The organism is Aeromonas finlandensis, from assembly GCF_000764645.1.
Taxonomy (GTDB): Bacteria; Pseudomonadota; Gammaproteobacteria; order Enterobacterales; family Aeromonadaceae; genus Aeromonas; species Aeromonas finlandensis.
The window spans coordinates 1-12,001 of the sequence record NZ_JRGK01000096.1 but is presented as its reverse complement, the minus strand read 5'-3'; the positions used below and the strand labels follow the sequence as shown (position 1 = coordinate 12,001).

Below are 12,001 nucleotides of genomic sequence, written 5' to 3'. Positions count from 1 at the left end.
GGTCTGGACAGTGCCACGTTCGAAGACCAGTTGACCGCGACGGGCACGGCCGTCGGTGGTTTTCAGTTCAAATTTCATTGCTACCTCGATTCAGTCAGAGAAACAGTCTGACAATAGGAGGGCCGCTCACGGCCCGGTCAATAAGCTGAAGCTTATGCTTCAACCTGGCGACGGGTGACGAACATGGCGTCCCCGTAGCTGAAGAAACGGTACTGCCCGGCCACAGCTGCCTGATAGGCCGCCATCACGTTGTCATAGCCGGCAAAGGCGCTGACCAGCATGATCAGGGTCGACTCCGGCAGATGGAAGTTGGTGACCATGGCATCGACAATCTGGAACTGGTAGCCAGGGAAGATGAAGATGTCGGTGTCACTAAAGAAGGGCGCCAGCGGTTTGCCCTGCGCCAGGGTGACCTTGGCTGCACTCTCCAGCGAACGCACCGAGGTGGTCCCCACCGCGATCACCCGGCCACCACGGGCGCGAGTCGCCGCGATAGCATCCACCACCTCTTGCGGCACTTCCGCATACTCGGAGTGCATGTGGTGATCTTCAATCTTCTCCACTCGCACCGGCTGGAAGGTCCCCGCCCCTACATGCAGGGTCACGAAGGCCGTTTCAACCCCTTTGGCCCGAATTTTCTCAAGCAATGGCTCGTCAAAGTGCAGACCGGCGGTCGGCGCGGCGACGGCGCCCGGTTTCTGATTGTAAACAGTCTGATAGCGCTCCTTGTCGGCATCCTCGTCGGGACGGTCGATATAGGGGGGCAGCGGCATGTGGCCGATGGCCTCCAAAATCTCCAGCACCGGGCGCGGGTCGAGGAAGTGGATCTCGAACAGGGCGTCGTGGCGGGCGCGCATCTCGGCCTCCACACCACCATCCATGATCATCCGGGTGCCGGGCTTGGGCGCCTTGGAGGCACGGACATGGGCCAGCACACTGTGCTCGTCCAGAATGCGCTCCACCAGTACCTCCAGCTTGCCGCCGCTGGCCTTCTGGCCAAACATGCGCGCCGGAATGACACGGGTGTTGTTGAATACCAGCAGGTCACCCGGGTTGAGCTGGTCCAGCACATCCACAAATTGACCGTGGCGCAGGGCGCCAGTTTGACCATCGAGCTGCAGCAGGCGGCTGGCGGTACGCTCTGCCATGGGATAGCGGGCAATCAGCTCGTCTGGCAGATCAAAATGAAAATCGGATACTTGCATCTTTCACCTCGGGGGGAATCGGCGGCTAGTCTAGTTATCCCCATCTTCCAAGGCAACCCAAAAGACCAAAAACCCAAGAGAGACAAGGGGTAGCGAGCAATATTGAGACACACCTCCGGTTAATGATTCTTTAATGATCTGTATTGACCCTGATCATGTTTTGCCAATGGGGGCTGGGCTAGGGTGAAAGCAGATACACAAGGAGGCCCACCATGATGACCTTATCCGAAATCATGACCGAACATCCCTTCACTCTGGGTCCGGCAAACAGTGTCAAACAGGCGATGGATCTGATGCAGCAGGAGCGTATCCGCCACATTCCCATCGTCGACGAGCAGCACCACCTGCTGGGGCTGGTGACCCTCACCGATATCCTGGCCACCCGGGAATCCAAGCTGCTGCTCATCAGCCCGGAGCGGGAAGCGGAATTTACCGACAGCGTGCAACTCGACGAGATCATGACACGGCAAGTGGCGAGCGTAGACCCTCACGCCGGCATCAAGGAGGCGGCACTCTACCTGCAGCGGCACAGATATGGCTGCCTGCCGGTACTCAAAGGACGCAAGTTGATCGGCATTGTCACCGAGTCGGACTTCATTGCCGTGGCCATCAACCTGCTGGAATTGATGGAAGAGCAGGAGCCACCTACCGACTTTTGACTGCCCAACCTGTAATTAAATTACAATAAAAGCGTTTTCAGCCGTCAAAATAAGCTGAAATGATGAAACACTTTCATTTTGATTGAAAAATTACACCAAAAGCTTGCCTTGTGATCTACGTCACACTATCATCCCTCTCATGCAATAGTTGCCGAGGGGGAGACGAGGGATTGTGCACCCATTATCTTCCTCTCATATGTCTGCAAGTTTGCACACCCCGTAGTTAGTCTTTGCTGTAAAGCATTTGTTTATATAGCCATTCCTTGTTTGATGACCCGGCCCTGTCGTTGCGATAGCGCCGGGATTTTTTTATCTGCGCTTGTCGGCTTCTCCTCCCCTTGCCAGCACATCCCCATCGCTGCAACCAGCGGCTTCAACCTCCTGCGCCACCTGCGTGCTCCCCCGCTCATCTCATCGCGCCATCGCGGCTGCGCACGGCTGACCGAGCCTTGAAAAGGCGATGCACCGCACAGATATTGAACCACGACAAGGAGTTATCTCTGTGCGCCAGAAATATTCATGTTAGGTACAGCCATAGTGAGCTATCTAATAAGTAGATTTAAGCGATTCAAAATTGCGGCTTTTATCGATTAGCAGAAGCCCCTATGATGAATCCATCGAAAGTTAAACGCCTCGTCTGGCCAAGCTTTGCAACACCAGACCGGCATATGTACATCACCAAGGAGCTAATACATGTCTACCTACATCAACACTGAAATCAAGCCGTTCAATGCTACCGCCTACCACAATGGCAAATTCGTTCAGGTGTCTGACGCTGACCTGAAAGGCAAGTGGTCCGTGGTGTTTTTCTACCCGGCTGACTTCACCTTCGTTTGCCCGACCGAGCTGGGCGACCTGGCTGACAACTACGCTGAATTCCAGAAGCTGGGCGTCGAGATCTACTCTGTCTCTACCGATACCCACTTCACCCACAAAGCCTGGCACGACACCTCTGACACCATTCAGAAGATCCAGTACCCGATGATTGGTGACCCGACTGGTACCATCACCCGCAACTTCGGTGTGATGATCGAAGAAGCTGGTCTGGCTGACCGCGGTACCTTCGTGATTGACCCGCAGGGCATCATCCAGATCGTCGAGATCAACGCTGGCGGCATCGGCCGTGACGCACTGGAACTGCTGCGCAAAGTCAAAGCGGCCCAGTACGTTGCCTCCCACCCGGGTGAAGTGTGCCCGGCTAAATGGAAAGAAGGCGAAGCCACTCTGGCCCCGTCCCTGGATCTGGTAGGCAAGATCTAAGCCTCCCGCTTCCAAGACCGGCCCGCTTCAGGGCCGGTCTGCTTTCCGGCCCGGTTAAATGCGCCGGTCTGCGCTCTGGCCTGCGTTAAATGTGCCGGTCACCTTTCCGGCTCAAATTTCACGCCGACCCGCAATCACAAGAAGGAATTCGATGATGTTGGATACCAACCTCAAACAACAGCTGAACACCTATCTGCAGTACATCGTCAATCCCATCGAGATCAGCGTGTCCGGCAACGACAGCGACAAATCTGCAGAGCTGCTGGCACTGGCCAGCGAGATCGCCGAGATGTCCCCCAAAATCACCCAGACCTCTGGCACTGCCGCTCGCAAGCCTTCCATGAGTGTCGCGCCGCAGGGCCAAGCCCCGCGCGTTCACTTTGCCGGCATCCCCATGGGTCATGAATTTACCTCTCTGGTGCTCGCCCTGCTGCAAAGCGGCGGCCACCCCTCCAAGGCCGATGCGGCCGTGCAGGAGCAGATCCGCAATCTCAAGGGCGAGTTCCACTTCGAGACCTATATCTCCCTCTCCTGCCACAACTGCCCGGACGTAGTACAGGCCCTCAACCTGATGGCCACCCTGAACCCCGGCATCACTCACACCATGATCGATGGCGCCCTGTTCCAGGAAGAGGTCGCTGAACGTCAAATCATGGCGGTACCGAATGTCTACCTGAACGGTCAACCGTTCAGCCAGGGCCGTATTTCGCTGGAAGAGATCGTCGCCAAGCTCGACACCGGTGCTGCAGAGCAAAAGGCCGCCGAGCTGAATGAGAAAGATCCCTACGACGTGCTGGTGGTGGGCGGTGGCCCGGCTGGCGCCGCAGCGGCCATCTACGCTGCTCGTAAAGGCATTCGCACCGCCATCGTTGCCGAGCGTTTCGGTGGTCAGGTGATGGACACCGTCGGTATCGAGAACTTTATCTCCGTGCCCTACACCGAAGGCCCCAAACTGGCCGCCAGCCTGGAGCAGCACGTCAAACAGTACGGCGTGGAAGTGATAACCGAACAGCGCGCCGCCGCCATCAGCAAAGATGGATATGTGAACGTGGATCTCGCCTCTGGCGCCACCTTGAAGAGCCGCACCGTGATCCTGGCGACCGGTGCCCGCTGGCGTGATCTGAACGTACCGGGCGAGCTTGAGTACCGCACCAAGGGCGTGGCCTACTGCCCGCACTGCGATGGCCCCTTCTTCAAGGGCAAGCGGGTTGCAGTGATCGGGGGCGGTAACTCCGGTATCGAGGCAGCGATCGACTTGGCTGGCATTGTCGAGCATGTGACCGTGGTGGAGTTCGCCGACACTCTGCGCGCCGACGAGGTATTGCAGAAGAAGGCCCGCTCCATGGCCAACATCGACATCATCATGAGTGCTCGCACCACCGAAGTGATCGGTGATGGCAGCAAGGTGGTCGGCATGGATTACGAAGATCGCACCACCGGCGAGATCAAGCATCTGGCCGTGGCGGGTATCTTCGTCCAGATCGGTCTGGTACCGAACACCGAGTTCCTCAAAGGGAGCGAGATTGCCCTGACCCGCTTTGGCGAGATCGAGATCGATACCAAGGGTGCGACCTCCCTGCCCGGCGTCTACGCCGCAGGGGATGCCACCACGGTACCGTTCAAGCAGATCATCATCTCCATGGGTGCCGGCGCCACCGCCGCACTGGGTGCGTTTGATTACCTGATCCGCAACCCGGCGCCAGAAGCGACCAAGGTTGACGCTGTGACCGTCTGATAAACCCAGCGCAACAAAAAGCCGACGCCCGATGAAGTAAACACGAGCGTCGGCTTTTTTATATCTGCATCGATGCGCAATAAAAACCCCGCAGCAATGGCGGGGTTGTTCATGACTGGACTTAAACGACGGGCATCACTCCAGCAAGAAAACAGCCTCGATATTATCACTTACCGTGATCTGCTGTTGTTGATAGCTGTTGTCCGCCATATCCGCCACAGGTGCAGCCATCGCCATGGCCTGCACCACCTTCAGGTTGCGGCTGTAGGCGGTAATGGGCGAAGCATTGCGGTACTCCACACTGTAGACCTTGCCAAGCTTCATCCCGAACGCCTTGGCCAGAGATTCAGCCTTGGTTTTGGCATCCTCAACGGCATTCAAACGCGCTTGCTCCTTGATGACCTGCGGCGACTTCAACCCGTACTCAATCTGGGATACGGACTCCAACCCGGCTTTGAGGGCGGTATCCATCAGGGGGCTCAATTTATCCAGCTGATAGAGTTTGACCGCCAATTGCCGTTGGGCACGGTATCCCAGCAATACCGGCTTCTTGTTCTCGCCATACTGATATTCCGGAGAGACCATCAGGTTGCCAGCCTCAACATCGCTGCGCTTGATCCCCAGCCCTTCCAGTTGGCTGAAAAAGGCTGCGACCTTGGTATCGACCTGCTGCTTGGCCTTGAGGCCCTGCTTATCCAGTGCACTCACAGCCACATTGAGGGTAAGCATATCGGGTTCGGTCTTCTGCTCGGCGTAACCGCTCACCACCAGATGGGGCGCTTGCGGAACTTCAATCGCCAGCAGCGGAGCACTGACAACCAGAGCGGAAAGAGTAAGAAGGGGACGCCACATAGAAAAAACCTCAATCGGAAAGATTGAGGTCATTATGCCCGTGCCGCTACGGGATTCATATATCGTGCAAGGGGGGGATCTGATCCAGTATCTGATTGGTCAGATCGAGGCTGATAGTAATGGTTGCGCTGACATCATGATATTTATCAGCCACATCAGCTGTTATCCCCTCATGACACGCCAGCACCTCATCATCGAAGTGGAATGAATCCCACGACAGGATATGTCCCTGCGTTGGCTGTTCTACGCCAGGTAGTGCACTTTCGTCATCCATCGCACTCCATGCAATGGTGTCAGACTGTCCCAATAAATCCTGCAACGATGAAGGGTGAAAACTGGTCAACGGGTATTCTTGCTGACCCTGCTCATGCCCGACAAGGATCACGGTGCGGGATACTTCAGAATCCATTGCTGGCACATAAGTGATGGATGCTGCCGCAAAATCGACATTGAGCGATCCGGCAACATCACCGGCTTCATTTTCGATCTCCATTCCATCCAGCCGATCCCCCGCGATCGAGGCCTGATAGCCAAACTGGCCGGCGCAGGTAATATTCCCCTGCCCATCCCAGCTATAACGGATGCCATCAATGTCGACCCAGTTGAATGACTGCATGATTACCCCTCTCCTCTACTGCCGCTATCTTATCCATCCCCTTGGGGAAAAAACAGGGGCCAGGCAAACCTGGCCCCGAGACAGCGTTACGGATCTACCTTCAAATTACCCTGATTTAACAGGTCTTCAATGATGGTCTGGTCATTACGCGTCCCTCCCAACGTCAAGTCGATGCTGTCAAACTGGATGACATGGGTCGCACTGCTTCCACCCGAACCATCCAGATCGATGGTGAGCGTAGACTTGCCACTCCCCGGGCCACTGGTGAAGGTGAGATAGGCATCCAGCGAGGTTTTGTTGGCATGCTCGCCACTGAGCAGCTCGCTGATATCCAGCACATCCCCGCCAGCTCCGGTGGTGAAGTCCTTGATCACATCGGTACCACCCACATCCCCTGCCATCCACTTGAAGGTATCCTTGCCAGCACCGCCTGTGAGGGTGTCAGACCCGGTCCCGCCAATCAGAATGTCGATACCGTCACCGCCAATCAGGATGTCATTGCCTTTTTGGCCATAAAGCACATCATTCCCATCACCACCTTCAAGGGTATCATCACCACCAACCGCACCTTCCTTACCATACACTGCATGCTGGCTGTAAAGTTCGTTGAGCAATTGCCCACCACTCTTGCCCGGATTGTCTGCTACAAACTCGAACCAGCCGCCATCCGTATTGTCTGCATGAATACTGTCACCAAAAATCACGTCGTTGCCTGCACCTCCTTGCAACAGATCAGAGCCGACACTGACGGCGGTAAACAGCGAACCCAAGCCACTAGACAGGTCATCAAAGCTGTCTACAGCGAGGTAGTTGTCTGCAGTGTTGTCGATCGCATTGAGGTTATTGCCAAATGACGCCCCAGATGGCACCCCAATCCCGACCGCATTAATCACCACATCCGAGGCAGACAGTGCACTCAGGGCCGCTATACCGGTCGCAATCTGCGCTGAATTGGTCCAGCCTCCTGCGGTCGGCTCCCCATCGGTGAGGAAGTAGACATATTTATGATTCGCAGCCGGATCCCCGGTCATCATGGTATTGAGCTGTTTCAAGGCAGCTTCGTAATTAGTGCCTCCACCTGACTGCACTAGATTGCTGACAGCCTGCTGAGCGGCAGAAACAGAGGAGTAGGTACCAACATATTTGCTGCTATCTGCAAACGTACCTATCTCGACTTGCAGTTGCGCAATGCCACTGAACTTGGCCAGCAAGTTGTTGATGGCATCTTTCATCAACTGGAATTCCGAGTTGCTGATACTCCCCGACATATCGACCATAAATGTCAGGTTGTAACTACCCGAAGTCACTCCGCCAACATCACCGATCAACACATCTGCCCCGACTCCACCCACTATTGCTCCATCAACATCCGGAGCAAGAAGAGGGTTGGGACGAACGTGATCATCAATGGCCGTGCTGGCCCCGGAACCTGTGTCGTTGGCATTGCTACCAACCACCAGGACCGGATTGATAATGGTCAACTTGGCACTGCTGGTATCTCCATCGCCATCCTTGATCTTGTAAGTGACCTCGACAGGCGTCCCCTCTGCTCCTCCTGATGGTGGAGTGAATCGGTAATCACCATCATTTTCAATGTAGAGGGAGCCCTTATTGGTCCCCAATGCAATGGTGAAAGAGGTATTGCTGTTATTGAAGGTGTAGGTTGTTCCGTTGTACGCCACAGAAACCAGTTTGGGCGAACCAAAACCGTCGGCACCAGCACTGTCATTGGTTGTCACATTGCCATCTATTACCTGTGTCAGGTTGGTCAGTGTTCCCGACAGCTGACCCGCGGTATTGATCACCACCACATTGCTGTTGTGAGCGCCACTCGGTGACCACGCGACACTTTGCAGGTCGGCATCAAGTACGCTGGTTGAGCCAATCCCCACGGCATATGCACCATCAATGCCTTTTTGCGTCAGGAAGTTCGTCCAGTCATTGCGCTCTGTGGCGTTAATTGCCTCATCAGCCGAACTGGGCACTCCATCCGAAATGAAAAATACAAAGGTGTTATCAGCGGAAGGCGGTGTCCCATAATTGTCCCGAACCGCTTGCAAAGCATCATCGTAGTCAGTAGATCCGCCAGAAGAGATGCTAGTCAGCTGACCAGTTACCTGATCCTTGGTCAGCCATACCTGACTGCCGACACTCTTGACAGTGGCTGAACTATCAAAATCAACCAGCATCACCTTGACCAGCGAGTTGCCATAGCTGTTCATCAGATTCGTTACAGCATCCTTGATAACCTGCATATTGGTATTACCAATACTGCCTGAGCTATCGAGAACCAGCACCAGGTTGACAGTGCCATTAGTGCCACTGGTAATGGTATCAGCCACAGCACTCGGGCCATCGTCTTTGAAGGCGATGTTCAACCCGTTCGCACTGGTCGCCGTGGTGCTGTCGCCATCACGGTCAGTGACAATCTGTACCACCTTGATGGCCGCCGCTGCCGCCAGCGACACGCTGTCGTCATGGTCGCTCGCACTGCTGCCATCCACCCCATGCTCCAGCGCCGCATATTGGGTCACCGTGACCTTGCCGCTGCTGTCTATCAGCACGCTGAAGGCCTTGGTACCACTGGTGCTGCCGCCGGTCCATCCTTCATAACCGTTGGCCACGGCCACCAGTTTGATTTCGCTGGCGCTGCCACTTTGCCCCGCCAGCCACAGGCCGGTGCGGGCTCCCGCAGTCGCACTCAGGCTGTACTGCACACTGCCGGCGCCGTCAGTGCCATACACTGGAGCATTAAACAGACCGCTAATGGCGCTGCTGCTGATGTCGACTGCATCAAAACCGCCAGTCTCATCCAGGGTTGCGCTGGCACTACCTGCCGCCTTGGCCGAGGCACTCGGGCCATCGTCCTCGAAAGTGATAGCAAGTCCGTTCGCACTGGTCGCCGTGGTGCTGTCGCCATCACGGTCGGTCACTGTCTGTACCACCTTGATGGCCGCCGCTGCCGCCAGCGACACGCTGTCGTCATGATCACTCGCACTGCTGCCATCCACCCCGTGCTCCAGCGCCGCATATTGGGTCACCGTAACCTTGCCGCTGCTGTCGATCAGCACGCTGAATGCCTTGGTGCCACTGGTGCTACCACCGCTCCATCCTTCATAACCGTTGGCCACGGCCACCAGTTTGATTTCGCTGGCGCTGCCACTTTGACCCGCCAGCCACAGCCCGGTTCGAGCACCCGCTGTGGCACTCAGGCTGTACTGCACGCTGCCAGCGCCGTCAGTGCCATAGACCGGGGCATTGAACAGACCACCGATGGCACTGCTGCTGATGTCGACTGCATCAAACCCTCCAGTCTCATCCAGGGTTGCGCTGGCACTACCTGCCGCCTTGGCCGAGGCACTCGGGCCATCGTCCTTGAAGCTGATGGCACTGCCCAAGTCCACGCTGGCACTCTGGCTGTCCCCATCCTTGTCGGTGATGGTCCCGACCAGTTTCACCAGATTGGCTGACAGCAGGCTGCTCTCCTGATCCGGTCCGCTGTTCGGGGTGTGCTCGATGGCACGCACCTGATCCAGCGTCACTACCCCGCTGTTGTTGACCGACAGGGTAAAGGCCACATTGCCGCTGCTGCTGCCTATCCGGCCCACCACGCTGCCACTTTCCAGATAGAGCAGGATGTTCTGGCCAGTTGCCGTGTCGTTGAGCCCGCTGTCGACTCCGGCGGCACTGACGCTCAGGCTGTAAGTCAACGTACCGGCCCCATCGGCGCCAAAGCTGCTGGTAAACAGGCTGGCATAGCTGGTGCTGGCATTGAGTGACAGATTGCTCTCATCCACTTGCAGGCTGTCATTGGCCGCACTGCTGGCACTGATACTCGGGCCATCGTCCTTGAAGCTGATGGCACTGCCCAGATCCACGCTGGCACTCTGGCTGTCTCCATCCTTGTCGGTGATGATCCCCACCAGTTTCACCAGGTTGGCTGACAGCAGGCTGCTCTCCTGATCCGGGCCGCTGTTCGGGGTGTGCTCGATGGCACGCACCTGATCCAGCGTCACTACCCCGCTGTTGTTGACCGACAGGGTAAAGGCCACGCTGCCGCTGCTGTTACCGACCCGGCCCACCACATTGCCGCTCTCCAGATAGAGCCGGATGTTCTGGCCGGTTGCGGTGTCGTTGAGCCCGCTGTCGACTCCGGCGGCACTGACGCTCAGGCTGTAAGCCAGCGTACCGGCCCCATCGGCGCCAAAGCTGCTGGTGAACAGGCTGGCATAGCTGGTGCTGGCATTGAGTGACAGGTTGCTTTCGTCCACTTGCAGACTGTCGTTGGCCGCACTGTTGGCACTGATACTCGGGCCATCGTCATTGAAGCTGATGACCTTGCCGATATCCAGTACGCCGCTTGCATGATCACCATCCTTATCGGTGACGGTCAAAGTCAAATTAACGTGGCCAGAGCCCAAAAAGGTGGCTTCATCAGGATCAGAGGTTGGGTGAACTACAGCCCGCAGCTGATCAAGGGTCACCTTGCCGCTACTGTCGACCGTGAGACTAAATACCAGCTGGCCAGTGGTGGCAGTACGTCCTTCGAGGGTGGTACCGTTCATGATGAGCCGTACCTGTTCACCAGAAACCGTATCAGTCAGACCAGTGTTGGCATTTTGCACACTCAGCTTGTAAAGCTGCGAACCAAGGCCATCCGCCCCAGGCTGCACATTAAATACACCACTAAAGTCAGCTGTTGCATCATGATTGAGGTTGGACTCATCGACCTGCAACTGAACAGCCCCCCCCCAAGTAACAGTAGTGCTGACATCGTTGTAGTCGTAGTCAGAGTTGAGGGTCATATCCTCCCAGTTCTGGTTGCCTGCGCTACCTGTATCCTGCAAATGTGAACCGCCAGGGTTGAGGCTGGCATCGCTGAACACTATGTTGGCGCCATCGGCACCACTCAGCGCAGTACTGCCAACAAATGCCTGCCACTTGCCATTAATCAACTGGAAAGTGACTGCGACATCATTACCAAGGCCGGGATTGGCACCGCCATTGGGGATAACAAAGAATCCGGTATGAGCAGGATCCAGCGAACTGATATCTGTCTGGCTTCCCACACTCTGGCTGTGAACATTTGCCCAGATGACTTTGCCGGACAAAGGTGTGCCATCATCACCTTTGATGTAGTAGCCATAGCTATTTGAATAACCGGCGTTGCTACCCAGGAAGGTGACTGAGGAAGTCAGGGACAGCTCACCCACCTGAATTGTCGGCGTGTCATCGTTAATGGTGACGGCCAGTACGCCACTGGCACTATCCCCGTCGCCATCTGTCACCTTGTAACCCACATTGAGGGTAAGATTGTCTTCGGTATCGCCCCCTGAGTGCATCAATGGCTGCAGAAGTTTCACCGAGTAGGCACCTATGCTCGAGTCAGTAATAGTGACCGTCATCAAGACACCGCGAGTGGAACTGATAGACAAGGTTCTGCTTTGTGCATCCCACGTTGAGGTCACACTTTCACTTCCCAACGAAGTCGGCCCGGTGAGTTCCAGCGACTTCAGACCATCAGCCCCGGCCTGATAACTCAGATTGCCATTGACGCTGGTGTTGGCCCCTGCGACATCACCAGAACCGCCATTGATCCCGCCACCAAGACCTTCATCGTCAAGTACCAATGCAGCTTGCACATTGCTTGCTTTGGGGCCGTCATCCTCGAAGC

7 protein-coding genes are annotated in these 12,001 nt (G+C 56.2%); 3 read left to right on the top strand and 4 right to left on the bottom strand.

Annotated elements, in window-relative coordinates; translation table 11 throughout:
• Positions 1–152 precede the first annotated feature (152 nt).
• Positions 153–1,205, bottom strand: coding sequence for a tRNA preQ1(34) S-adenosylmethionine ribosyltransferase-isomerase QueA (gene queA / locus LD28_RS0110085; protein ID WP_005344678.1), 1,053 nt, complete (start codon positions 1,203–1,205; stop codon positions 153–155).
• A 212-nt stretch (positions 1,206–1,417) separates the two neighbouring features.
• Here queA and LD28_RS0110080 point away from each other — a divergent pair, with 212 nt between their 5' ends.
• From LD28_RS0110080 to ahpF, 3 genes are all read left to right on the top strand, one after another.
• Complete coding sequence (locus tag LD28_RS0110080; RefSeq protein WP_033136838.1) at positions 1,418–1,864, top strand: CBS domain-containing protein; 447 nt, start codon at positions 1,418–1,420, stop codon at positions 1,862–1,864.
• 693 nt (positions 1,865–2,557) lie between these two features.
• On the top strand, positions 2,558–3,124 hold the full coding sequence (ahpC, locus tag LD28_RS0110075) for an alkyl hydroperoxide reductase subunit C (RefSeq protein ID WP_005337335.1): 567 nt from the start codon (positions 2,558–2,560) through the stop codon (positions 3,122–3,124).
• 154 nt (positions 3,125–3,278) lie between these two features.
• Entirely contained in the window at positions 3,279–4,859 is a 1,581-nt protein-coding gene (ahpF, locus tag LD28_RS0110070) for an alkyl hydroperoxide reductase subunit F (protein WP_033136837.1), read from the top strand.
• Between the two features lie 135 nt (positions 4,860–4,994).
• On the opposite strand, the gene LD28_RS0110065 is transcribed toward ahpF, so the two are convergent.
• The 3 genes from LD28_RS0110065 to LD28_RS0110055 all read right to left on the bottom strand — a co-directional run bounded on the left by LD28_RS0110065 (position 4,995) and on the right by LD28_RS0110055 (position 11,969).
• The gene (locus LD28_RS0110065) at positions 4,995–5,711 is read right to left on the bottom strand and encodes an SIMPL domain-containing protein (RefSeq protein ID WP_033136836.1); all 717 of its coding nucleotides are present in this window, start codon (positions 5,709–5,711) and stop codon (positions 4,995–4,997) included.
• Positions 5,712–5,766: 55 nt separating this feature from the next.
• On the bottom strand, positions 5,767–6,327 hold the full coding sequence (locus LD28_RS0110060) for a hypothetical protein (RefSeq protein ID WP_033136835.1): 561 nt from the start codon (positions 6,325–6,327) through the stop codon (positions 5,767–5,769).
• 86 nt (positions 6,328–6,413) lie between these two features.
• Entirely contained in the window at positions 6,414–11,969 is a 5,556-nt protein-coding gene (locus LD28_RS0110055) for a DUF5801 repeats-in-toxin domain-containing protein (protein ID WP_206538745.1), read from the bottom strand.
• Positions 11,970–12,001: the final 32 nt, after the last annotated feature.

Excerpts from the sequence above, each read along its gene's own strand:
- queA (WP_005344678.1), bottom strand. The coding sequence starts at position 1,205 with ATGCAAGTATCCGATTTTCATTTTGATCTGCCAGACGAGCTGATTGCC.
- LD28_RS0110080 (WP_033136838.1), top strand. The coding sequence starts at position 1,418 with ATGATGACCTTATCCGAAATCATGACCGAACATCCCTTCACTCTGGGT.
- ahpC (WP_005337335.1), top strand. The coding sequence starts at position 2,558 with ATGTCTACCTACATCAACACTGAAATCAAGCCGTTCAATGCTACCGCC.
- ahpF (WP_033136837.1), top strand. The coding sequence starts at position 3,279 with ATGTTGGATACCAACCTCAAACAACAGCTGAACACCTATCTGCAGTAC.
- LD28_RS0110065 (WP_033136836.1), bottom strand. The coding sequence starts at position 5,711 with ATGTGGCGTCCCCTTCTTACTCTTTCCGCTCTGGTTGTCAGTGCTCCG.
- LD28_RS0110060 (WP_033136835.1), bottom strand. The coding sequence starts at position 6,327 with ATGCAGTCATTCAACTGGGTCGACATTGATGGCATCCGTTATAGCTGG.